This window comes from Phytohabitans kaempferiae, from assembly GCF_042433955.1.
Lineage (GTDB): Bacteria > Actinomycetota > Actinomycetes > Mycobacteriales > Micromonosporaceae > Phytohabitans > Phytohabitans kaempferiae.
On sequence record NZ_JBHLUH010000077.1, the window covers coordinates 291,666 to 313,097 of the forward strand.

A 21,432-nucleotide genomic window follows, 5' to 3' on the forward strand; every position below is an offset into this window, starting at 1 on the left:
GCGCTCCCGGGGTCGCGCACCCGGCCCCGGGAGCTGCGGTCAACTCCTCAGATGCGGGCCATCGCCGCCCGGAACGGGTCGAGGCCGAGCGAGCCGAGGTTGAGCGCGGCGCGGTGGAACTCCTTCAGGTCGAAGTCGGCCCCCTTGCGCGCCTTGGCCTCCTCGCGGGCCTGGAGCCAGATGCGCTCGCCCACCTTGTACGCCGGGGCCTGTCCCGGCCAGCCGAGGTAGCGGTTGAGCTCGAAGCGGAGGTTTTCGTCCGGCACGCGGCAGTGGGCGCGCAGGAACTCCCAGCCCAGCTCGGGAGTCCACCGCTCACCGGGATGAAAGCCGAACGGGTTGTCGCGCGGGATCTCCAGCTCCAGGTGCATGCCGATGTCGACGATCACGCGGGCGGCCCGGAACGCCTGTCCGTCGAGCATGCCCAGCTTGTCGCCCGGGTCTTCGAGGTAGCCGAGGTCGTCCATGAGGCGCTCGGAGTAGAGCGCCCAGCCCTCGCCGTGCCCGGAGGACCAGCTCAGCAGCCGCCGCCACCGGTTGAGCAGCTCGGCCTGCACGAGCGTCTGCGCGATCTGGAGGTGATGCCCCGGCACGCCCTCGTGGTAGACCGTGGTGACCTCGCGCCAGGTGGAGAACGCGGTGATGCCATGCGGCACCGCCCACCACATCCGCCCCGGACGGGAGAAGTCTTCGCTCGGCGCGGTGTAGTAGATGCCGCCGTCGCTGGTCGGCGCCAGGCAGCACTCGATGCGGCGCACTTCTTCGGGGATGTCGAAGTGAGTGCCGTGCAGGTCGGCGAGGGCCTTGTCGGCCAGGGCCTGCATCCAGTCGCGAAACGCCTCCTTGCCCTCGATCCGGCGCGCCGGGTCGGCGTCGAGCGCGGCGACGGCGTCATCGATCGAGGCGCCCGAGCCGGCGATCCGGGCGGAGACCACACGCATCTCGGCCTCCAGCCGGGCCAACTCCTCGAAGCCCCAGGCGTACGTCTCGTCGAGGTCGATCCGCGCACCGAGGAAGTACCGGGAGGCGAGCTGGTAGCGGTCGCGCCCGGCGGCCTGCTTGTCCCGGCCGAGCGGAGCCATGTCGCGGCGCAGGAACTCACCGAAGGCGGCGGTCGCGGCGGTGGCCGCGGAGGCGCCCTGCTTGAGCGTGGCGGCGAGCGTGCCGTCGGCTTCGAGGTTGTCGGCCAGGCCGTGGAAGAAGTTGTCTCCGCCGGGGTCGGTCCAGGTGTCGCACTGCTTGGCGACCTCGAGGATCTGGGCGCGGGCGCTGATGTGGCCCGCCGCGGCCGCCTCGCGGAGCGTCACCTTGTACTGCTCCAGCGCGCTGGCGAACTGGCCGAGGCGGGCGGCGATATTGGCGACCGCCTCCTCGCCCTCGGTGGGCATGAGGTCGAAGACCATGCGCAGGCCGTGTAGCGCGCTGGCGATCACGTTGAGCTCGCTGGTCGTCTCGCCCGCGTCGTATCGCTCGATCTCCAGGCTCAGCCGCTCGGTCATCGCCTCCTTGGCGACCCGCTCCGGCTCGCTGGCCGGCTCGGTCGAGGCGATCGTGGCGAGGGTGCGCCGGGTCAGGTCTGTCTGGGCGGCGAAACCGGCTGGTGACAGGTCGTCCAGCACGTCGTCGTAGCCCTTGATGCCGGCATAGGTGGCGCCGGTCGGATTGAGGGCGGCCCACTCGTCTACGTAGCGGTCCGCCAGGTCATCGATTCGTCCCACGGTGCGACCCTACGCGAGACCTCTGTCACGTGCCTTTCCGTTTGGCAGCGGGACAAATCGGCGTGGCGTGACGGCCATCACCAGGTCCGAAAAGCGCGGGACTTCGTCGTACCCCTGCGGCAGAGTGTCAGGAGTGACCGCCGCTCCCACTCCTGACCGGCTCGACCTGCGCGCCTTCCTGCCGGGCTACCTCGCCCTCGCGGTTATCTGGGGGGCGAGCTTCCTGTTCATCAAGGTCGGCATCCGCGAGCTGCATCCGCTCTACCTCACCCTCTTCCGGGTCGGCACCGGCGCCCTGACGCTGCTTGTCGTGCTCGCGGTCACGCGCGTGCGGCTGCCCCGCGACCCCAGGCTCTGGGCCCACATGGCCGTGGCCGGCGGGATCGGTGTGGCGCTGCCGTTCACTCTCTTCGGCTTTGGCGAGCAGCGCATCTCCTCGGTGCTCGCCGGCATCTGGAATGCGACGACGCCGCTGGTCGCGCTACCGCTGGCGGTGCTGTTGTTCCGCACGGAGCGGTTGACCGCCCGGGGCGCGGTGGGCATCGGGATCGGCTTCGCCGGCGTGCTCACGGTGCTCGGCGTGTGGCAGGGCGTCGGCGGTTCGCAGCTCACCGGGCAGCTCATGTGCTTCGGGGCGGCGGCCTGCTACGGGTTCGCCATCCCGTACATGAAGCGGTTTGTCGCGAGCCGGTCGGAGTCGGGCGTGGCACTTTCCGCGGCGCAGTTGCTGGCCGCCACCGTGCTGCTGGCCCTGGTGACGCCGTTGCTGGTCGGTGCGCCGCCGGCACCGACCAGCCTCTCGCTCGACGTGATCGGGAGCGTGCTCGCGCTGGGCGCGCTCGGCACCGGGCTGGCCTTCGTGATCAGCATGCGCAACATCCGCCTCGCCGGCGCGAGCACCGCGTCGACGGTGACCTACCTGATCCCGATCGCGGCCACCGCGATCGGTGTGCTCGCACTCGACGAGCGGCTGTCGTGGTATCAGCCCGTGGGCGCCGTGATCGTGCTCGCCGGCGTGGCCGTGTCGCAGGGCCTGCTGACCCGCAGGCGGGCGGTCAGTCGTGCGAGCGAGCCCATGCCACGACCCGCTCAGCAGGCCAGCTATTGACGACGTGCTCGGGGAGCACGCCGCAGAGGGCGGCCCGCTCGCAGCCGAGGCGCTGCCAGTCGAGCTGACCGGGGGCGTGCGCGTCGGTGTCGATGACGAAGGCGCAGCCGGCCTCCAGCGCCTTGCGGATCAGCCGCTTGGGCGGGTCTTGCCGCTCCGGCCGTGAGTTGATCTCGACGGCCTTGCCGTACTCGGCGCAGGCGGCGAAGACGGCCTCGGCGTCAAACTGGCTTTCCGGGCGCCCGGACCTGCTCGCCCGGCGGTGGCCGCGGTCGCCCTCGCCCTCGGCGCCCTTCGGCCGCTTGGTGACCATGCGGCCGGTGCAGTGCCCGAGGATGTCGAGGTGCGGGTTGGCGATCGCGGTCAGCATCCGCTTGGTCATCTTGGCGCTCTCGTCGCGCAGGTTGCTGTGTACCGAGCCGACCACCACGTCGAGCTGGGCCAGCAGCTCCTCGTCCTGGTCGAGCGAGCCGTCGGCGAGGATGTCGACCTCGATGCCGGTGAGGATGCGAAAGCCCTCGGGCAGCGCGTCGTTGACCGCCGCCACGTAGTCGAGCTGCTTGCGCAGGCGGTCAGCGGTCAGCCCGCGCGCCACGGTGAGGCTGGGCGAGTGGTCGGTCAGCACCATGTACTCGTGGCCCAGCTCGACCGCCGCGAGCGCCATCTCCTCGATCGGTGAGCCACCGTCGGACCAGTCGGAGTGCGTGTGGCAGTCGCCGCGCAGCGACTGGCGCAAGGCGGTCGCCGCATCGTCCAGGTCGACGCCCTCGGTGGCCAGCAGGCGCCGCAGGTAGACCGGCTCCTCGCCGGCGAGCGACTCGGTCACGCAGCGCGCGGTCACGTCGCCCACGCCGGAGAGCTTGGTGAGCGTGCCGGCCGCGGCTCGGCTCGCCACGTCGTCGGCGGGCAGCGCGGCGAGGGCCTTGGCGGCGGAGCGGAACGCCCGCACCCGGTAGGTCGCCTCGTTGGCACGCTCCAGCAGGAAGGCGATCCGCCGCAGGTCGGCGACCGGGTCTCGGGTAGTCACGCCCCCGAACCTACCGCCCCCGCCGCGCCGGCCAGCCCTGGCGCTACGCCGTCGCGGGGCGGACAGCCGTGACCAAGCGCCGGTCCGGCGCCACCGCCGTCACCCAGCCGCCGGCCCGACCGAGGCGGAGCAGCGCGTCGGTGCGGGCGGGCAGCTCCAGCGACGATCCCGGCCGCGGCGGCCACGCGCCGCGGGCGGCCGCGCCGGGCTTGAACCACGACGTCAGCTCGCCGATCGGGTCGCCGCTGTCGAGCGCCGCCCGGGCCCGGCCCAGCGCGTCGAGCACCGCGTCCAGCGCGGGGCCCACCGCCGCGGCGTTGCCACCGCACATCGCCGCGACCAGCTCCGGCCGCGCGGCGGCGACCCGCGTGCCGTCGCGGAACGACCCGGCCGCCAGCGCCGCCGCGAGCGGGTCGGTCGCACTGGCCGCGAGCGCCGTGGCCAGCAGATGGGGTACGTGGCTGACGACGGCCACCGCCTTGTCGTGCTCCTCGGCGGTCGCCGGCACCACGCGGGCGCCCAGCCCGGTGACGAGCGAGGCCAGCTCCAGCCAGTCGGGGAGCGAGGTCTCCTCCGGCTCCAGGCAGAGGACCCAGGCGCAGCCGGTGAAGAGGTCGGGGTCGGCGGCGGTGAAGCCGGAGGTCTCCCGGCCGGACATGGGATGCCCGCCAACGAAGCCGGCCAGCCGGTGCAGGCGCCTCCCGACCAGGTCACGGACCGGGCCCTTGACCGAGGTGACGTCGGTGACGAGCCCGGAGTAGCCAGCCTTGCCCAGCTCGTCGAGCACGGTCTCGAACGCCGGCAGCGGCACCGCGACCACCACCAGCTCGGCCTTCGCCACCGCGTCCCGTACGGTCGGCGCGACCTGCCACCGCCCGTCCGGCGGCGCCTTCGCGGCGGCGGTGCGCGCGGTGGCTCTGGTGGCGGGATCGGCGTCGTAGCCGAGCACGCGGTGCCCGGCTCTGGCAAGCGCCCGCAGCGTCGATCCTCCGATGAGTCCCAGCCCGATCACCGCGATGTCCACGCCGGTGACTTAAGCACACCCCGCTGCGGAGCGGTTACCGAGATCTCCGCCGGCTGTGCGAAAAGGGCAGCTGCCGTAATCGCGTGACTTTCCGGACTTCGCGCAGTTCTCCTAGGGCGCGCTCGGGCAGCCGTTGCTCGACTTGTACGACGCGACCTTGCTCACCGGCGACGTGCTCTTCTTCTTGCGCCAGTCGTTGAGGAACGGCGCCGGCCAGACCACGCCGCGGCGGATCCACCAGTCGCCGGTGCGCTCACACACCGGGGAGATGCCGAAGTGGAGGTGGCAGACGTTGTTGGCGTTTCCGGTCTTGCCGACCGTGCCGAGCCGCTGCCCGGCCCGCACGCGGACGCCCGCCTCGATGCCGGACTGCACGACGGTCAGGTGGGAGCCGTAGTAGCGCACGCCGTCGTCGCCGAGCAGGGAGACCGCCAAGCCGCCATTGAGTGGACCCTGGGGGCCGCTCTTGGAGTACTTGTCCACGCGGCTCACCTCGAGCACCTTGCCGTCGGTGACCGCCACCACCGGCTCGCCACAGTCGGCGAAGATGTCGGTCGCCGGGTAGGCGGAGTGGGTCGGATGGTACGAGACGTTGCTCGCCTGCACCGGAAAGACGTACTTCCACTTGCCGGTGGCGGGCTTGGGCGCCGCGGTGGTCTTCGACGGAGAGGGCTTCGGGGCGGGTGTGGCCGTCGCACTCGGCGTGGGCGTCGGCTCGGGCGCGGCGGTCGTCGGGTCGGCCGCCGCCGTGGTCGCCGGTGGCTCCTCCCAGGCGACCGGCTCACCTGCCCCCGGCGCATCCTGCGCACAACCGGCCACCAAGGCGCCGGCCAACACCACGATCATCGAAGCTCGTGTCCGTCGTCCCCGAAGCACCCGGTCATACTGGCAGACGGGTCCCGTTCCCGCAGGCCGGCTGTGGCCGATCACTCGGCTCCGCGCCCCGGCCACCGCGCTGCTCCGAGGCTCCGCGCATCGGCCGCCGTACTGGCTGGCCGCGCCTGTTTCGAGGCTCACCCAAGGTCGCCGCGCGATAGGCTTCCGCCATGGCGGACCACTTTCCGCGCACTCCGTCGGGATTGTTCCCATCCCGGCCGCCGCGCCCCACTTATCGGGAGCCGCACCGGGTGCGAGGTGGTGCGCTGAGCGCGGGATTGGGCGCGGGCGCCGCCTGGATGCTCTTCCTCGGCCTTCTCGGCAGCGATCTGCGCAGCTACGCGTGGTGGTCGCTGATCGCCGGGGCACTGGGCTGGGCGGCCGCGTTGGTGCTGGCCAAACAGGGTGATCGGGGCGTCGCCGCCGGGGTCGCGCTCAGCGTGGGAGTGGCCTGGTCAGCGGCGGCCTGCGCGGTCGCCGTCCGGTGGGGGACGACCGGCGACTGGCCGCTCTGGTAGGCGTTCTGTTAACTCGCCGTTGCGGGTTGCGCCCGGGCTTGACGAAGGGCGCCACCGTTGGGCACCCTCGCGGCATGGCCTGGACTGTGGAGCGGCTCGACCCCGACCGAAGCCGCCGCCGGCTCCAGCTCCTCGCGGAGCTCGCCAGCGCGAAGTCGGTGCGGGATCGAGACCGCCCTCGGCGTCTGCGTGGTGATCGGCTGCGCGAGCTGATCGCCATGCGCCGCCGCCTGGCCAGCTGATCGGAGTCCCCTCCGGCCTTAAGAGCTCGATTCATCGGGGCGTTGTGCGGCCAGCAGCCGATCAGAGCGGCTACCGTCACGCGTAGCGCGAAACTTGGGGGGACCGTGTCGTACTTCGCTGCTGCGGTCGTGCGTGGCTCGTCCGGCTGGGCCGCGTCCGAGCTCGACCTGGCCGGTGCCGCCGACATCGACGAGGTCGCCGACCGGCTGCGTGACGTCGACCCGGAGGCCGGGGTGGCGTTGCTGTTCGTCGAGGCCGACGACGTGTACCTGGCTATTCTCCGCCTCGACCAGGGCGAGGATCTGCGCGTTTTCGGGTCCGACTCGGTGTTCGCCGAGGAGTCCCGGCTGGGCGCGCTGCTGCTCGGCGACGTGAAGGCGCCCGCGCTGGAGATCGACGTGGTGACCGACCAGTCGGGGGCGGGCGACGAGGGCCCAACGCCCCCAGCCGCCGAGCCCGACGTCGACCCGGTGGGCGACCCCGATCTCCTCAACGACCTCGGCGTCTCCGCACACCAACTGCTCAGCCTCTGCGCGCACGAGGGGCTGCTCCCGGCCGACGTGACGGCGGAGATCTGCCAGGTGCTCGGCTGCGCCGACGAGGTCGAAGAGCTGCGTGAGTGAGCGCCAGGCCCGCCACGAGGAGTGGATGCGGCGGGCGCTGGCCGTCGCCGGCTCGTCCGGCGCGGACATCCCGGTCGGTGCCGTCCTCTACGGTCCCGACGGCACCGAACTTGGCGCCGGCCCCAACGAGCGGGAGCTGACCGGCGACCCGACCGCGCACGCCGAGGTCGTCGCGCTGCGCCGGGCCACCGCCGCGACCGGTTCGTGGCGGCTGGACGGCTGCACGCTGGTGGTCACGCTGGAGCCCTGCACGATGTGCGCCGGTGCGCTGGTGCTGGCCCGGGTCGCCACGCTGGTCTTCGGCGCCTGGGAGCCCAAGACCGGGGCGGTCGGCTCGCTGTGGGACGTCGTACGCGACCGCCGGCTCAACCACCGCCCCGAGGTCTACTCCGGCGTGCTCGAAGCCGAGTGCGCCGCGCTGCTACGCGACTTCTTCCGGCTTCAGTAGCGACGTGGCCACCTCGCGGGCCGACTCGGTCCACGGGGTGGGGCGCAGCGTCGCCGGGTCGAGCCGCACGATCGCCCGCCGGCCCTCGGCGTAGCAGGTGGCGCCGTCGCGGGAGAGGAAGCGGAAGCGGTACTGCGCGCTGGTCTCGCCGAGCTTGTCGAGCCAGAAGTGCACCAGCACCTGGCCCGCGCCCCGGATCGGCCGGTGGTACGTGATCGCGAACTCCCGCACCGCGTGGAACAGGTCGGGCGTGGACGGTCCGTTGTGGTCGAAGTAGTGCCCCCGGGCGGTCCAGTACGGCGTGACCGCCCGCTCCAGCAGCACCGCGTAGCGGGCGTTGTGCACGATGCCCATCGCGTCGAGGTCGTCGAAGTAGATGGCGATCGGCTCGACGTGACCGTGGTCGACGGCGGGCTCGACAAGTGCCGCTTGCGTCATCATTCCTCCGGCAGCAGGGTCGGGTCGGTGCACAGACCGCGCAGCCGCTCGAGCACGGCCCGGCGGGCGAGCGGATAGGCGACTTCGCGGGAGAGCAGGCGAAACTGCATGACGGCGGCCACCCCAACCGCGTCGATCTCGTAGGCCAGCACGGCCACGTCGGTGTCCGCCCGCAACTCGCCCAGCTCGACGGCCTGGTGGACGAGCTTCTGCACGTACTCCATCCACTCGGCGTGGCTCTGCGCGATCCGGTCGTAGACCGGGCCGGACCGGGCGGTGTACTCGAAGTTGACCGTGGCGAAGAAGCAGCCGCCGGGCAGCGTGCTGGCGGCGTAGAAGTCGAGGCGCGTGACGTGCAGCGCCCACAGCCGGCGCACGCCCCGGGGCGCCGCGCTGGCCGGCCCGATGATCCGGTCGACCCACTGCTCCCGGGCCCGATCCACCGTGGCGAGCTGGAGATCCTGCTTGGAGCGCCAGTGGGCGAAGAGCCCGGACTTGCTGACCCCGAGCGCCTCGGCGAGCTGGCCGAGCGACAGCCCGTCGAGCCCGGCCCGCGTGACGAGCGCGACCGCGGTGTCGAGCACCGCCGTGCGCGTCCGCTCTCCCCGGGCCACTCGACCATCGACCATCACCGGGCCAGCCTATAAATAAGACCGACCGGTCGTAAACCTATCTCGGCGGAAGAGTGACCTGTACCACCAGGCCGCCGCCCTCCCGCGGGAGCGCCGTGACCCTGCCGCCGTGGGCCTGGGCCACCGCACGCACGATGGAGAGTCCCAGGCCAAAGCCCCGGCCGCCGTCGATCCGCTCCCGGCCCCGCCGCCGGAACGGCTGGAAGAGCGCCTCGATCTCGTACGCCGGCACGACCGGCCCGGTGTTGGAGACCGTGAGCACCGCCCATCCGTTCGCCGTGTGCGTGGTGACCGCCAGCCAGCCGCCCGGTGCGTTGTGCCGTACGGCGTTCTCCACGAGGTTTTGCACCAGCCGCTCCAGCAGGATCGGGTCGCCTCGCGTCGGCGCCGGGGCGAGTTGGCGCACGACCTCCAGATCGGGCGCCTTGGCCAGGTCGAGCACGTGTCCCGCCACCTCGCACAGGTCGACCGGCGAGCGCTCGGCCACCTCGTTCTCCGCGTCGGCGAGCGTGAGCAGGCCGTCGATCAGCCGCTCGTGCCGCTCGTTGACAGTCAGCAGCGACTCGCCGAGCTGCCTGGTCTCGGTCGCGGCGCCGGGCCGGGTGACCGCCAGCTCGACGAGCGCGCGGTTGAGCGCGAGCGGTGTACGTAGCTCGTGCGAGGCGTTGGCCACGAAGCGCCGCTGGCCGTCGAAGGAGCGGTCGAGCCGCTCCAGCATCACGTCGAACGTGTCGGCCAGCTCCTTGACCTCGTCCCGTGGCCCGTCGAGCGCGATCCGTTCGTGCAGCCCGGTGCGGGGGCCATCCGCGCCGGCGATGCGGCGGGCGGTGTCGGTGATCCGGTGCAGCGGCTGGAGCGCCCGCCCGGCGACGACCCAGCCGAACGCGCCCGCCACCAGCCCCACGCCCAGCAGCGCCAGACCGCCCTGGGTGAGCAGCGAGTTGAGGGCGTCGTCGCGCATCGCCTGCCGCTCGGCCAGCGCGTCCTCGACCGCCTCCTGCACGACCTGGTTGCTGCCGAGCATGTCGAACAGCCGTTCGTTACGGACCGCGAGGTCGCCGCGGCTGCCCAGGTTGCGGTCGAGGCGCTGCTCCATCAGCAGGTACGTCACGCCGAGCAGCAGCGCGCCGGCGAGGAAGAACAGCCCGCCGTAGAGCACCGTCAGCCGTACCCGGATCGTCCAGCGGTTCATGGCACTCGGTACCCCACTCCCGGAACCGTCTCCACCACCTGCGGCTCGCCCAGCTTGCGGCGGAGCTTCATCACCGTGACCCGTACGACGTTGGTGAACGGGTCGATGTTCTCGTCCCAGGCCTTCTCCAGCAGTTGCTCCGCCGAGACGACCGTGCCGCCGGCGCGGAGCAACTCGGCGAGCACCGCGAACTCCTTGTTGGCCAGCGGCACGAAGCGCCCGTCCCGGAAGACCTCGCGGCGGGCCGGGTCGAGGCGGATGCCGGCCCGCTCCAGCACCGGCGGTACGGCTGGCCGCGCCCGCCGCCCCAGCGCGTGCACGCGGGCGGACAGCTCGGCGAAGGCGAACGGCTTGGTCAGGTAATCGTCCGCGCCGATGCCCAGGCCGGCGACCCGGTCGCGCACGCCGGCGGCGGCGGTCAGCATCAGCACGCGGGCCGCCGCGTCACTCGCCGTGATCGTGCGGCAGACGTCGTCGCCGTGCACGAGCGGCAGATCCCGATCGAGTACGACCACGTCGTAGTCGTTGACCGGGATGCGCTCCAGCGCGGCCGCACCGTCGTACACCACGTCGACCGCGAACGCCTCCCGCCGCAGCCACTCCGCGATGGCGTCGGCCAGCAGCTTCTCGTCTTCGACAACCAGGATCCGCACGTACCAATGGTCACTCGGCGTGGGATAACGCGGCCGTTAACTCGTCGGGTTATGCCCCGGTTACCGCCGTCTCGGTTCACTCCTCGTGTTGCTTTTCCGAGATGGAGATGACGATGAGAGTGCGTATCGGTACGGCCCTGGCCAGCCTGGTCCTGGTCGCGCTGGCTGCCTGCGACGGTGGTCCGGAGGCGAGCGAGGTGGCGTCCGTGAGCGGTGGTGGCGCCAACCCGTCGGCGAGCGGGAGTGCCGGCGCCGACGGCCCGGAGCGGATGCGGCAATTCGCCCAGTGCCTGCGTGACAACGGCCTTCCCGACTTTCCCGACCCGGGGCCGGACGGCCGGATGAGCCAGGACTTCGACCGAAAGAAGCTGCTCTCCGACGCCGGCAAGAAGGCGTTGGAGGCGTGCCGCGACCTCGCCCCCAACGGCGGCGAGCGGGGGCAGCTCGACCCGGCCCAGCAGGACCAGCTCCGCGAGTGGGCCGAGTGCATGCGGGCCAACGGCATCGACATCCCCGACCCCGACCCCGACACTGGCGGCTTCCTCGGGCTCCAGGAAGGGCTGGGGATCGACCCGGAGGACCCGAAGTTCCAGGCGGCGATGGAGGCGTGCCAGGACAAGTTCACGCTCCGGGGCGGTGACCGGTGAGGGGGCGGACCCTGCTGGCCGTCGGGGGAGCGGTGCTGGTGGTGGCGTCGGGCACTGCGGCGGCGATCGGCTTCGGGGGCGCGGACGCCTCGACGCCACCGCGGAGCGCCCTTCCGCTGGCGACCGCCACCGTCACCCGCGCCACGCTCGTCCAGACCGAGACGGTGGACGGCACGCTCGGCTACGGCGATCCGGTCGTGGTCAAGGCGCGCGGCACGGGCGGCACGCTCACCTGGCTCCCCGCCGCGGGAGCCAGGGTCGCCCGGGGTCAGCCGGTGTACAAAGTGGACGACGAGCCGGTCGTCCTCCTCTACGGCACGACGCCGCTCTACCGCACGCTCGCCGAGGGGGTCGAGGGCACCGACGTGGCCGAGTTCGAGAAGAACCTCGCCGCGCTCGGCTACGACGGCTTCACAGTGGACGGCGAGTACACCTCGGCGACGGCGAACGCGGTCGAGCGATGGCAGGAAGACCTCGGCCTCGACGAGACCGGCACGGTGACGGTCGGGCAGGTCGTGCTGGCGCCCGGCGAGCTACGGGTCGCCGAGGTGACGCTGGGCGCCGGCGACCAGGCGAGCGGTCCAGTGCTCACCTACACGGGCACGACCCGCGTCGTCAGCGTCGACCTGGAGGTGGACAAGCAGCAGCTCGTCAAGAAGGGCCTGGCCGCGACGGTCGAGCTGCCCGGCGGCAAGCGGGTCGCCGGTACCGTCTCCTCCGTCGGTACGGTCGCGAAGGTCTCGCCCGCCGGCGGCTCCGGCGACGAGAAGACCACGCTCGACGTCGTCGTGACGGTCGGCGACCAGAAGGCGTTCGGCAGCCTCGACCAGGCACCGGTCGACGTGATCCTGGAGTCGGACAAGCGCGAAGACGTGCTCACCGTGCCGCTCAACGCGCTCGTGGCGCTGGCCGAGGGCGGCTACGGCCTCCAGGTGGTCGAGGGCTCCACCACGCGGTACGTCGCGGTGGAAACCGGCATGTTCGCCGGCGGCAAGGTCGAGGTCAGCGGCGACGGGATCGGCGAGGGCACGGTCGTGGGGGTACCCAGGTGATCGCGCTCTCGTCGGTGTCCAAGGTGTACCCAGGCGGTGTGACCGCGCTGCACGACGTGTCGCTCGCCATCGCGGCGGGCGAGCTGGCCGCGATCGTCGGACCCTCCGGGTCCGGAAAATCCACGATGCTCAACCTGATCGGCACCCTCGACCGCCCGTCGTCGGGCACTGTGCGCATCGACGGGTACGAGGTGTCGGCGCTCTCCGACCGCGAACTCTCCGCGCTGCGGGCGACCCGGATCGGCTTCGTGTTCCAGCAGTTCCACCTGGCGGCCGGAGTGTCCGCATTGGACAACGTCGCCGACGGCCTGCTGTACGGCGGCGCCCGCATCGCCGAGCGTCGCCGCCGGGCCGCCGCGGCGCTGGAGCGTGTGGGGCTGGGGCATCGGCTGCGGCACGATCCGCACGAGCTGTCCGGCGGCGAGCGGCAGCGCGTGGCGATCGCGCGGGCGGTGGTGGGCGGGCCGGCGATCCTGCTCGCCGACGAGCCGACCGGCAACCTCGACTCCACCTCGGGCGCGGCCGTGATGGCGCTGCTGCGCGAGCTGCACGCCGCCGGTACCACGGTGGTTGTCATCACCCACGACCGCGACATCGCCGCCTCGCTGCCGAGGCAGATCGCCGTGCGGGACGGGCAGGTGCGGTCGTGAAGCCGGCACGTCTCGCCTTCACCGACGTGCTGCGCGTCGGTGCCGCCGGGCTGCGGGCGCGGCCGCTGCGGGTCTTCCTCTCCGCCCTCGGGATCGCGATCGGCATCGCGGCGATGCTCTCGGTCGTGGGCATCTCCACCTCGTCCCGCGCCGAGCTGGACCGCACGCTCGACCGGCTCGGCACCAACCTGCTCACGGTCGGCCCCGGCCAGACCCTCTTCGGCGAGGAGTCGCACCTGCCGGACGAGGCGATCGAGATGATCGACCGGATCGGGCCGGTGGAGTCGGTCAGCGCCACCGGCAATATCGCGGCGCAGGTGTACCGCACCGACCAGATCCCGGCCACGCAGTCCGGCGGCATCGGGGTACGCGCCGCCCGCGTCGACCTGCCCGTGACGGTGGGCGCCACGGTGGCGAGCGGCGCGTGGCTCAACGAGGCGACCGCCGAGTACCCCGCGGTGGTGCTCGGTGCGACCGCCGCCGACCGCCTCGGCGTCGCCCTGGCCGGCCCGTCGGTGCAGGTGTGGCTGGGCGGGCGGTGGTTCACGGTCGTTGGCGTGCTGCATCCGGTGCCACTCGCCGAGGAGCTGGACACGGCGGCGCTGGTCGGATGGGCGGTCGCCGAGTCCGAACTGGACTTCGACGGGTACCCCACCACCGTCTACACGCGCACAGCCGAGTCCGCCGTGGAGGCGGTGCAGGGCGTGCTCGCGGCGACCGCCAACCCGGAGAACCCCAACGAGGTCAAGGTCTCCCGCCCGTCCGACGCGCTCGCCGCCAAGCAGGCCGCCGACGAGGCCCTGAACGGCCTGCTGCTCGGCCTCGGCGCGGTGGCCCTGCTGGTCGGCGGCGTGGGCGTGGCCAACACCATGGTCATCTCGGTGCTCGAACGGCGTGCCGAGATCGGCCTGCGTCGCTCGCTGGGCGCCACGCGCGGGCAGATCCGCGTTCAGTTCCTGGCCGAGTCGCTGCTGCTCTCCGCGCTCGGCGGGATGGCGGGGGTACTGCTCGGCGTGGTGGTCACGACCGCGTACGCGGCAACGCAGTCCTGGCCCACGGTGGTGCCCGCGTGGGCGCTCGCCGGCGGCCTTGGCGCGACGCTGCTCATCGGGGTACTGGCCGGTGGCTATCCCGCCGTCCGGGCCAGCGCCCTCCCGCCCACGGAGGCGCTGGCCACTCCCTGATGGTGTGTGCCTCTTCTGCTCGGCCGCGGCTAGGCGATCGCGGTGTCCAGGGCGATCTCGACCATCTCGGCGAACGTGCGCTCGCGCTCCTCGGCGGTCGTGCGTTCGCCGGTCTTGATGTGGTCGCTGACCGTCAGCACAGTCAGGGCGCGGGCCTTGAACCGCGCGGCGATCGTGTACAGGGCGGCCGACTCCATCTCCACCGCGAGCACGCCGTAGTCGGCCAGGCGGTCGTACAGGTCGGGGCGGTCGGTGTAGAACGCGTCGGCCGCCAGGACCGGACCCACGCGCATCGGGACACCACGCCGCTCGGCCACCTCGACGGCGGTGCGCAGGAGCCCGAAGTCCGCCACGGGCGCGTAGTCGATGAGGCCGTCGAAGCGGGCTCGGTTCATGTTCGAGTCGGTGGCCGAGCCGATGGCCGCGACCACGTCCCGCAGCTTGAGCGATTCGGACAGCGCCCCGCACGAGCCGACCCGGATCAGCGTGTCGACGCCGTACTCGTTGACGAGCTCGTGCGCGTAGATCGACGCGGAGGGCATGCCCATGCCCGAGCCCTGCACCGACAGGCGAACCCCCTGGTACGTCCCGGTGAAGCCGAACATGTTGCGGACCGTCGAGTAGCACTTGGCGTCCTCGAGGTAGTGCTCCGCGATCCACTTTGCCCGCAGCGGGTCGCCCGGCATGAGGACCCGCTCCGCGATCTCGCCCGGCTTGGCACCGATGTGCGTACTCATGGCAGCGATCCTGCCAGGCGGCATGCCGCCCCAACCCGACCCCCACCCGTCAGGTACCCTTCTCGGCGGTGGTGTGTCCGAGTGGCCTAAGGAGCACGCCTCGAAAGCGTGTGAGGGTGCAAGCCCTCCGCGGGTTCAAATCCCGCCGCCACCGCTCTTTGTTGCGAGGCCCGGCTGATCACACGATCGCCGGGCCTCAGCCTTTGTGGGTCCCGTGGTGGTAGTCGACGTACGCCCAGTCGATCTTGTGACGGATGTCGAGACGCAGCTTGCCGATATCTCACCGTACGTCTGGTTCGCCACGTTCGGGAGTCAGCGGGTCTGCGCCACCGTGCTGGCTGTCCACGGCCAAGCACGTCGGGTATCCCCAGGTGTCATCCACAGGCTGTGGATAGCACATGTGTACGACTGTGATGGTCAGCAAGAAGGCCCGGCACCAACCGGTGACCGGGCCTTCTGGGGAAGCGGAGGATACGAGATTCGAACTCGTGAGGGGTTGCCCCCAACACGCTTTCCAAGCGTGCGCCCTAGGCCTCTAGGCGAATCCTCCGCTGGACAGAGTACAGGCATACCGCCTGAGGGACGAAGCGGGCAGGGTGCGAGCGTTCGGGTAACTCCGACCCGCAGTAACCCGGCACCCTACCGCAGGTCGTCGTCGCGCTTCCCAACCGGTAAGGGACCGCGTACCGGGAAACCTGTCCTCTACCTGAGGCGCCCGCCTCGGCAGGCCACATGTGGTGGTGCTGGACCGGAAGACGGCTGGCTGAGGAAAGTCTGGACCCCTCCACTTCGCCGCAAGCGCCGCAGAGGACGAGTCCTCGCCGGCAGACGGCGAACAAGTAGTGCTCGACTTCAGCGGGTAGAAACCGATGAAACTCAAGTGGTACGCGGTGATCCGGCGGCCACCCCGACGACCACGTGCCCTGGTCAGGATGGCGCGGTTGACGGCAGCGCCTTCCCCCGGGGGAGCGCCACGACACCACCCTCGCCGTGACGCCACCCGGCCAGGGTGTAGGAATAGTCGACGCTTTCGCGGTAGACGATCACACCCTGCGGTAGGACCGTGATCTGCCAACCAGGTGGCAGCGCTTCTGCGACCAGGCGAAGGTGCGACATCAGAGAAACTTCGCCCTCCGGCAGTTGTACTTCTCGCCCTTTGTAGTCAGCCACGCTGGCGCGGTCCTCCGCCCGGCGACTGCGATTTGACGCGTACCGGAACAGGTCGAAGGGCACCGCAGCCTTTAGCCTCGCCAAGGCCCGATCTATCGGTGTCGGCCGTCCCGCGTCAGAAATCCGTACCGAGACGATGTGGTTGACTGGCCTGTCGATGAACCATCGGCCGGGAGCACCTGAACCGCGTTCCCGGCCGGTATCTTTCGGGGCGAACCCCACGGCTAGGTTCCAAGGCGCGAGCCCTGCCTTTCGGTACCTGCGGATGAGGATCGCCTCGGGGGCGGCGGCGTCAACGAACTTGTCGACGTACAGACACCGGAACGACATGTCCGCCACGTCGATACCGAGCCGGCCCATGCAGCGCCGACGATGCTGCCTCAGCCGCTCTCGCAACGTGCCCTGGGACTTGCCAAGGTACACGGACTCTCCGGCGTGGAACAGTTGGTAAACGCCGTGCTCTGAGCCCAGTACCGCGATGTTCGCATCGTTGAGGCTGACGGGCGTTAGTAGATCCAAAGCTCCGGGCAATTGTTCCAATAACGCCGCGTAAAGGTCGATGGCAAACACGTCGGCGTGAGGCACCAGCCGTCCTCGTTCATCCATGACGCACCACCACCGATGTCCTGACTCATGTCCGCGCCGGTCGAGGCGTCGTCGTACTCCAAAACCAGGATCGCGTAGTAAATCGTACGGGGAGCATGCGTTCCGTCCGCCGCCACCTTCTCGTCCGCGAGCTGACCAGCTCTCCGGCCGGCCAAGGACGCCTGATGCGCGCCAGCGCCGAAGATTCCGTTACAGCAGCAGGCACTTCTGCATATCACATATCGAACATCGGCGCATCATGACGATCATCGCGAATCGCCCAGGCTAAGAATCTTGTCATCATCCGCCGGGAACGCCCCATCCCGGCGTCCCGGTTGTCGCTGTTTGAGGAGCGTGACGGCTGGCGCTACACCGCCTTCGTCACCAACACGCAGGTCGGCGCCCTGCAATGGCTGCAGGCCTGCCACCGCGCCCGCGTCGAAGATCTCATCGGCTGCGCCAAGACACCGGCCCCTCGGCGGCTACCGCCTCGGGCCAAACAGCTCACCGCCGCGTTCAACCAAATCGCGGCCATCCCCGCACCCGGCTGACCACCTCAGCCGTATCCCATCGACCGGAGGAACCCAGGAGACCACGCCCATCGCTGCGACAGACGGCCCACCACCATGCCCGGCATCCACAAAAATCGCCCACCAACGATCGATGCGACCGGGCAGACCCGGCCGTATCAGACGCACGAATCGCCGAGGCCAATCTCTCCCCTATCCTCGGCCCCCGAGAGTAGCGCAATCCGTAGCGACCTGAACACGGCCAGTACTGGTCATCTCGGCGCGCTCGGTGGTACTGGTTTCACCTGGGGATTCCTGCAACACTCTCCCATCGAATCATTCAGCGAGTTGGAGAAAACGTGTCGAAGCCGAACCAATCTCGAAGGCGGAAGGCGACCCGCTTACCTGGCAACTGGGCTAAGACCGCGCAACGTCCGGAACCTTACAATCCGCTCGATCTAGCAAATCTTGGCCGCAGCGTCGAGTTGAAGTTGTTAGCTAGCGACCCAGTACGCCTTGCAGACATTCCAATTTTTGTTGGCGCTGGCGTTTATGCCATTTACTACAGCGGCGATCACGAACTTTACGAACCAATCAGCAGTGGCTCGTATGAAATTCCCATATACGTCGGGAAAGCCATACCCGCAGGTGGGCGGAAGGGGTTAGTGGATGAGACGAAGGAGACCGCCCCTCTCTGGAAGAGGCTCCAGGAGCACAAGGAATCACTAAAACCGGTCCATGACCTCGATGAGCGCGATTTCGCCGTGCGTTATCTTGTCACGATTGACGTATTCATTCCGCTCGCAGAGCGAGTCATGATTCGGCAACTGAAGCCGGTATGGAACGTGGTAGTCGATGGCTTCGGCAACCATGACCCTGGTGCAAACCGACGCAAGGACGGGCAACGTCCGCCGTGGGATGAACTGCACCCCGGCCGATGGTGGTCAACGCCTGAAGAAATGCCCACGCCGAGCAAAGTAACCGAACACGAGTTGCGCGAACGAGTTCGAAGTCATCTTGCTCGCGGGGTCAAAGTCACGCCAGAAACCGCGATGCAGCTGGAATCGGATGACCTGGCGAAACTTATACCGGAGTGGGACGACGATGATCCTGAAGAGTGGCGCTGAAGGAGAGACGATGTGCAGGCGTAAGCATGAGCTGTACCGCCGCGATCAAAGGCGTCGTCTTTTCCGCTGATGCCGTGCTGTCAACCTGCTCTGTCGGTACTGGGCGAGAGTGGATGTATGCGAGGGTGTGCCCGCTACGAAGCGTCGATGGTTTGACATTCCGGATGGCGAGGCGCCCACGCCGATCGACTATTTGAGGCTTCGGTGCGAGGCCGTCCGAAATGCGGCAAATTTCTGCTTTACCGGGCTATGTCAAAACTGCATCAGAATTATCCAGCACGCTACCCAAATGCAAGAACAATCTGTAGGCGAGGGACGGGCTCCCTCAGTTCGTCCTCGTGTCTTATGGCGACTGTCCGGGGATGTCGGGCGGTTCGAAGCAGTGGTTACGGGAGTCGTTTGATGAGATCGTTGCGTAGTTTCTGGATGGCGACTATCGCGTCCTCTTCTTCGACATGATTCGCCCACTGTTGACGCCAGGGCGATCCATCCACGAGTATCACGTCGAGTGTTCGTATGGCCAGTTCGCGCAACGGCTCGGCGACGTGGATGCTCCCTTGCGCGAGGAACTGTGGGGCGTAAGGAGAGTTTGATACGGGTGCCCCGGTCAGACACTGGAGTACGGTAGCCGCCGCCGCGATCGCGCGAGCGGTATCCGTCGCGGTGAGGCCGGTGCCTGCGAGGGCGACCGCCCTAAAGGTGTCGGTCGTTAGCTTGAGGCGTCCATCCGGCTGGGTCATCTCAAGCGTCGAGAGCCACTCGACGGCGTCGTCGTTGTCGAACGGGCCGACCTGCCATGTCGCCATCGCTCTAGTCTCCACTGAACCACCAAGTCGGCTGGAAACACCTCGTGCGCCTCCCCCCAAGATCATCAACTCCGCGGTATGATCTCGCAATGCTTGAACCGCGACGGGAGCCAAACAGGGACCGCACGTCGGTGGAGCTGTTCGCTGGCGGGGGTGGCTTGGCCATGGCGGTCCATCGAGCGGGGTTCCGTCCCCTGCTCGTCAACGAGATCGTCAAGCATGCGTGTGAGACGCTCAGAATCAATGCTGCGGAACCGAGAGGTGAGGTTGAGCGGATTCCGGAGCCAGGCGAACGTTGGCCCTTGATCGAGGGGGACGTACGCGGCATAGACTTCGGCTATCTATGGGATCGCGTAGACCTCCTCGCTGGGGGACCTCCGTGTCAGCCGTTTAGTCTGGGTGGCGTCGCTAAAGGCGACGAGGACAAGCGAAACATGTTTCCGGCGATGTTCAGAGCCATTCGTGAGATCCAGCCCAAGGCCGTCATTTGTGAAAATGTGCAGGGACTATTACGTCCGTCGTTCCGACCGTACTTCGATTACATCGAACGAGAGCTACGCCTGCCCTTCGAGGAGCGCGAAGAAGGGGTCAGTTGGCGCGAGCATGATGAGGTGCTTCGTGTAAGGCTTGCTGAGGAGTCGACCGACTCCAAACAGCGCTACGACGTCATTACCACAAAGGTAAACGCCGCCGACTACGGTGTTCCACAGATTCGCAACAGAATCATCATCGTGGCGTTTCGATCGGACCTGGGGGTCGACGTCGAGCGATTCAAAGTTGCCATCCGTCCACAGTATTCCGAGATGGCATTGATTCGCTCGATGTTGGACGGTTCATACTGGGAGCGTCACTCGGATGTTCCCAACCATGTGCGTCGGTTCGTGATGGCGCGGTTACCGGATGTCTTACCGGTCGACGATGGCAAACCGCCGTGGCGCACTTTGCGGGATGCTATAAAGGGCCTTGACGGCCAGCGTCGCCTTCCTCGGGTGCCTTGGGATCGCCTTGACCGACGCGAGTACGGCCTCGGAGGGTTTGTAGATCACATCGGATGGCCAGACGCTCGTATCTATCCTGGTCATACGCCGAACGAGCTTGATCGTCCCGCCAAGACGGTCAAGGCCGGTGTGCATGGCGTACCGGGTGGAGAGTCTGTACTGTTGACAGACGACCGCGTACCCGAGTCGGAGGATGGTACGCCTTCCGGCTACCGACATCGATACATGACCGTACGTGAGACGGCGCGAGTGATGACTTTTCCTGATGACTGGAAGCTCGCCGGTCCGAGGGGCGAGCAGATGCGCCAGCTCGGAAATGCTGTACCAGTTGCGCTTGGTGAGTTCTTCGCCCGGGCGATTGCTGCGGCCCTGGATGAGGCCGAGAGCCGGCGATGACGTCATCTGACGGCCTATCCGATCACCGTTGGGCTGACAAGCCTCCAGAGTCCAGGGCGTGGCGGGGACGCAAAGGCCGAAGCCGGCGGGCGGCCGCTGGGGAACAGGACCGCGCGGCGGGTGGGGCTGACCGACGCTGGATCGACTTAGGAGATGGTCGCCGAGCCCGTGCGTCTGTCGACCTCAAGCTCCTCCCGAGGACTCGGCGGATCCGCGCCTATCTGCGTTGGTCCGACAATGGGCGCTCGCCTACCCGTTACCTTGGTGAGGTTGATCAGGCCACGCGCTCAGAGAATTTGGCCGAAGGCTGGCGTCTGGCGTTGGCCCAGAATCTCCTCATTGAGCCGGATGCCGCAGCGTCGTGGGCGAAAGATCCGGCAGTTCGTGCTGTGATGCGTGCTAACAAGGCACGTGATACTGGTCCCGAGAGGCGGCTGCGTTCGATGCTCCACAGGGCTGGCCTGCGGTACCGCGTTAACACACGGCCGCTGCCTGGCGTGCGTCGAACAGCCGACGTGGTGTTCCCAGCGAGGCGCGTCGCGGTGTTCGTTGACGGGTGCTATTGGCACGGCTGTGTCGATCACTATCGCCCAGCCCGTATAAATGATGCCTTCTGGCGAGAGAAGATCGCTGAGAATCGTGCCCGTGACCGGGAAACAAATCAGTTGCTCGCCGATGCCGGCTGGACCGTGGTAAGGATATGGGAGCACGAGGATCTGGAAAAGGCGACACACCGTGTGGTGTGCGCCGTTCGCGACGCGACTGCCCGATAGTTAGCCGACGCATTAGATGGTGACGAGTACGAAGTGAGGCGCCAGCGCCTGCTTGGCGGGGCTTGGCGCTAGCCCGACAGTCAGGGCGAGGACGGCGCATTGCGAAGACGATGCCCCGGCTTCCCGCTCATCCTGCGGCACCAGGTAGACTGGGTGACGCCCCTCGTGCGGCGTACACCCCGTGAACCTCCCCAGGGCCGGAAGGCAGCAAGGATAAGCGGGCTCTGACGGGTGCACGGGGGGCCTTTTCGTGTGGTGGCGGGCCACCGCGACGGGTGCCGAGGGCCGCCGAGGAGCG

The 21,432-nt window shown here is 69.0% G+C and carries 23 protein-coding genes, 2 tRNA genes, 1 other RNA gene and 1 pseudogene; 15 read left to right on the plus strand and 12 right to left on the minus strand.

The features are described from left to right. Positions 1–47 precede the first annotated feature (47 nt). On the minus strand, positions 48–1,718 hold the full coding sequence (locus ACFFIA_RS36105; protein ID WP_377260178.1) for a DUF885 domain-containing protein: 1,671 nt from the start codon (positions 1,716–1,718) through the stop codon (positions 48–50). A 133-nt stretch (positions 1,719–1,851) separates the two neighbouring features. Here ACFFIA_RS36105 and ACFFIA_RS36110 point away from each other — a divergent pair, with 133 nt between their 5' ends. After that, a complete protein-coding gene (locus tag ACFFIA_RS36110; protein WP_377260180.1) occupies positions 1,852–2,826 on the plus strand; it encodes a DMT family transporter in 975 nt (324 codons plus the stop codon). Here the strand turns inward: ACFFIA_RS36110 and ACFFIA_RS36115 are convergent. From ACFFIA_RS36115 to ACFFIA_RS36125, 3 genes are all read right to left on the minus strand, one after another. After that, the gene (locus ACFFIA_RS36115) at positions 2,774–3,853 is read right to left on the minus strand and encodes a PHP domain-containing protein (protein ID WP_377260182.1); all 1,080 of its coding nucleotides are present in this window, start codon (positions 3,851–3,853) and stop codon (positions 2,774–2,776) included. The two genes, ACFFIA_RS36110 and ACFFIA_RS36115, sit on opposite strands and share 53 nt — an antisense overlap. Positions 3,854–3,896: 43 nt before the next feature. Then, positions 3,897–4,877: a prephenate dehydrogenase gene (locus ACFFIA_RS36120; RefSeq protein WP_377260184.1), complete on the minus strand. Its 981-nt coding sequence runs from the start codon at positions 4,875–4,877 to the stop codon at positions 3,897–3,899. 111 nt (positions 4,878–4,988) lie between these two features. Further along, positions 4,989–5,723 carry a M23 family metallopeptidase gene (locus ACFFIA_RS36125; protein WP_377260186.1) on the minus strand — a complete coding sequence of 245 codons (735 nt, stop codon included), beginning with the start codon at positions 5,721–5,723 and terminating at the stop codon, positions 4,989–4,991. A gap of 281 nt (positions 5,724–6,004) precedes the next feature. Here ACFFIA_RS36125 and ACFFIA_RS36130 point away from each other — a divergent pair, with 281 nt between their 5' ends. The 4 genes from ACFFIA_RS36130 to tadA all read left to right on the plus strand — a co-directional run bounded on the left by ACFFIA_RS36130 (position 6,005) and on the right by tadA (position 7,585). After that, entirely contained in the window at positions 6,005–6,271 is a 267-nt protein-coding gene (locus ACFFIA_RS36130; protein ID WP_377260188.1) for a hypothetical protein, read from the plus strand. Between the two features lie 74 nt (positions 6,272–6,345). Beyond that, positions 6,346–6,513 (plus strand): hypothetical protein, encoded by a 168-nt coding sequence (locus tag ACFFIA_RS36135; protein ID WP_377260190.1) that lies wholly within the window; start codon positions 6,346–6,348, stop codon positions 6,511–6,513. A 105-nt stretch (positions 6,514–6,618) separates the two neighbouring features. Further along, positions 6,619–7,137 carry a tRNA adenosine deaminase-associated protein gene (locus ACFFIA_RS36140; protein WP_377260192.1) on the plus strand — a complete coding sequence of 173 codons (519 nt, stop codon included), beginning with the start codon at positions 6,619–6,621 and terminating at the stop codon, positions 7,135–7,137. Beyond that, on the plus strand, positions 7,130–7,585 hold the full coding sequence (tadA, locus tag ACFFIA_RS36145) for a tRNA adenosine(34) deaminase TadA (RefSeq protein ID WP_377260194.1): 456 nt from the start codon (positions 7,130–7,132) through the stop codon (positions 7,583–7,585). Before ACFFIA_RS36140 ends, tadA begins: the two co-directional genes overlap by 8 nt. Here tadA and ACFFIA_RS36150 read toward each other — a convergent pair. Genes ACFFIA_RS36150 through ACFFIA_RS36165 form a run of 4 tightly spaced genes read right to left on the minus strand, consistent with a single transcriptional unit; the run spans position 7,559 to position 10,500 of the window. Then, a complete protein-coding gene (locus ACFFIA_RS36150; RefSeq protein WP_377260196.1) occupies positions 7,559–8,023 on the minus strand; it encodes an acyl-CoA thioesterase in 465 nt (154 codons plus the stop codon). The genes tadA and ACFFIA_RS36150 overlap by 27 nt on opposite strands. Continuing rightward, a complete protein-coding gene (locus ACFFIA_RS36155) occupies positions 8,023–8,652 on the minus strand; it encodes a TetR/AcrR family transcriptional regulator (RefSeq protein ID WP_377260313.1) in 630 nt (209 codons plus the stop codon). Before ACFFIA_RS36155 ends, ACFFIA_RS36150 begins: the two co-directional genes overlap by 1 nt. 40 nt (positions 8,653–8,692) lie before the next feature. Then, positions 8,693–9,847 carry a sensor histidine kinase gene (locus ACFFIA_RS36160; RefSeq protein ID WP_377260198.1) on the minus strand — a complete coding sequence of 385 codons (1,155 nt, stop codon included), beginning with the start codon at positions 9,845–9,847 and terminating at the stop codon, positions 8,693–8,695. Next, on the minus strand, positions 9,844–10,500 hold the full coding sequence (locus ACFFIA_RS36165) for a response regulator transcription factor (RefSeq protein ID WP_377260200.1): 657 nt from the start codon (positions 10,498–10,500) through the stop codon (positions 9,844–9,846). The genes ACFFIA_RS36160 and ACFFIA_RS36165 overlap by 4 nt, the downstream gene beginning before the upstream one ends. Before the next feature lie 113 nt (positions 10,501–10,613). On the opposite strand from ACFFIA_RS36165, the gene ACFFIA_RS36170 reads away from it, so the two are divergent. From ACFFIA_RS36170 to ACFFIA_RS36185, 4 genes are read left to right on the plus strand one after another with little or no spacing between them, the layout of a single operon-like run. Further along, a complete protein-coding gene (locus ACFFIA_RS36170; protein WP_377260202.1) occupies positions 10,614–11,147 on the plus strand; it encodes a hypothetical protein in 534 nt (177 codons plus the stop codon). Then, the gene (locus tag ACFFIA_RS36175) at positions 11,144–12,199 is read left to right on the plus strand and encodes a peptidoglycan-binding protein (RefSeq protein ID WP_377260204.1); all 1,056 of its coding nucleotides are present in this window, start codon (positions 11,144–11,146) and stop codon (positions 12,197–12,199) included. Before ACFFIA_RS36170 ends, ACFFIA_RS36175 begins: the two co-directional genes overlap by 4 nt. Beyond that, on the plus strand, positions 12,196–12,849 hold the full coding sequence (locus ACFFIA_RS36180) for an ABC transporter ATP-binding protein (RefSeq protein WP_377260206.1): 654 nt from the start codon (positions 12,196–12,198) through the stop codon (positions 12,847–12,849). Before ACFFIA_RS36175 ends, ACFFIA_RS36180 begins: the two co-directional genes overlap by 4 nt. Next, positions 12,846–14,033, plus strand: coding sequence for an ABC transporter permease (locus tag ACFFIA_RS36185; protein ID WP_377260208.1), 1,188 nt, complete (start codon positions 12,846–12,848; stop codon positions 14,031–14,033). Before ACFFIA_RS36180 ends, ACFFIA_RS36185 begins: the two co-directional genes overlap by 4 nt. A 29-nt stretch (positions 14,034–14,062) precedes the next feature. On the opposite strand, the gene deoD is transcribed toward ACFFIA_RS36185, so the two are convergent. Beyond that, positions 14,063–14,770, minus strand: coding sequence for a purine-nucleoside phosphorylase (deoD, locus tag ACFFIA_RS36190; protein WP_377260210.1), 708 nt, complete (start codon positions 14,768–14,770; stop codon positions 14,063–14,065). A gap of 67 nt (positions 14,771–14,837) precedes the next feature. On the opposite strand from deoD, the gene ACFFIA_RS36195 reads away from it, so the two are divergent. After that, positions 14,838–14,924 (plus strand) — tRNA-Ser (locus tag ACFFIA_RS36195). A 311-nt stretch (positions 14,925–15,235) separates the two neighbouring features. Here ACFFIA_RS36195 and ACFFIA_RS36200 read toward each other — a convergent pair. Both ACFFIA_RS36200 and ACFFIA_RS36205 read right to left on the minus strand, forming a co-directional pair. Next, positions 15,236–15,320 (minus strand) — tRNA-Ser (locus tag ACFFIA_RS36200). 377 nt (positions 15,321–15,697) lie between these two features. Then, positions 15,698–16,546, minus strand: a complete 849-nt coding sequence (locus ACFFIA_RS36205) for a hypothetical protein (protein ID WP_377260212.1) — start codon at positions 16,544–16,546, stop codon at positions 15,698–15,700. Positions 16,547–16,821: 275 nt separating this feature from the next. On the opposite strand from ACFFIA_RS36205, the pseudogene ACFFIA_RS36210 reads away from it, so the two are divergent. After that, positions 16,822–17,061: pseudogene (locus ACFFIA_RS36210) on the plus strand (IS1380 family transposase); the annotation flags it as partial. Positions 17,062–17,393: 332 nt separating this feature from the next. Further along, complete coding sequence (locus ACFFIA_RS36215; RefSeq protein WP_377260216.1) at positions 17,394–18,161, plus strand: Eco29kI family restriction endonuclease; 768 nt, start codon at positions 17,394–17,396, stop codon at positions 18,159–18,161. A 386-nt stretch (positions 18,162–18,547) separates the two neighbouring features. Here the strand turns inward: ACFFIA_RS36215 and ACFFIA_RS36220 are convergent, their stop codons facing one another. After that, positions 18,548–18,967, minus strand: a complete 420-nt coding sequence (locus ACFFIA_RS36220; protein ID WP_377260218.1) for a DUF4259 domain-containing protein — start codon at positions 18,965–18,967, stop codon at positions 18,548–18,550. Positions 18,968–19,098: 131 nt separating this feature from the next. Between ACFFIA_RS36220 and ACFFIA_RS36225 the strand changes: the two genes are divergently transcribed. The 3 genes from ACFFIA_RS36225 (at position 19,099) to ffs (ending at position 21,384) form a co-directional block, all read left to right on the plus strand. Beyond that, the gene (locus tag ACFFIA_RS36225; protein ID WP_377260220.1) at positions 19,099–20,361 is read left to right on the plus strand and encodes a DNA cytosine methyltransferase; all 1,263 of its coding nucleotides are present in this window, start codon (positions 19,099–19,101) and stop codon (positions 20,359–20,361) included. A gap of 392 nt (positions 20,362–20,753) precedes the next feature. Further along, on the plus strand, positions 20,754–21,134 hold the full coding sequence (locus tag ACFFIA_RS36230) for a very short patch repair endonuclease (protein WP_377260315.1): 381 nt from the start codon (positions 20,754–20,756) through the stop codon (positions 21,132–21,134). A gap of 155 nt (positions 21,135–21,289) precedes the next feature. Beyond that, positions 21,290–21,384: signal recognition particle sRNA small type (gene ffs, locus ACFFIA_RS36235), an RNA gene on the plus strand. Positions 21,385–21,432: the final 48 nt, after the last annotated feature.